We start from the raw sequence: 379 nt of genomic DNA on the forward strand, positions 1-379 counted from the left end.
AATATGCTTTTCAGTATTGAAAATAAATTTTTAAGTATATTTGTTCCTATAAAAGCCTTTTTAACATTCATGGGAAAACACCTTCCCCATAAGATATGTGTTTGTAATCTAGAAAAGAAACTTTCAAATAAAATACTCAAAGATTATTATTTGAAATTCTCAACAATCTTTGAGTATAAATGCATTCATTATGAGAGTTTATTTATAAATTAAATACAGACAACATGGAAAGATGTATTTGTTAACTACTGTAATCTACTATGTTTCCAATAATCAACAATATAGCTTGCCCTAATCTTTTCTATTTTGGGGTTAAGTTAACGAGTAAATCCACCACCAAGTTGTTGTTCAGCCATTGCTACTAAGCGTTTAGTGATTT

1 protein-coding gene is annotated in these 379 nt (G+C 27.7%); it reads left to right on the plus strand.

From position 1 onward, the window contains the following. Nucleotides 1–213 (plus strand): hypothetical protein (locus tag JDS96_RS31785; protein WP_206777259.1); only part of this gene is annotated, 213 nt, incomplete at its 5' end. Nucleotides 214–379: the final 166 nt, after the last annotated feature.

Origin of the sequence: Bacillus cereus group sp. N21 (assembly GCF_016483395.1) — a bacterium.
GTDB classification, from domain to species: Bacteria; Bacillota; Bacilli; order Bacillales; family Bacillaceae_G; genus Bacillus_A; species Bacillus_A pseudomycoides.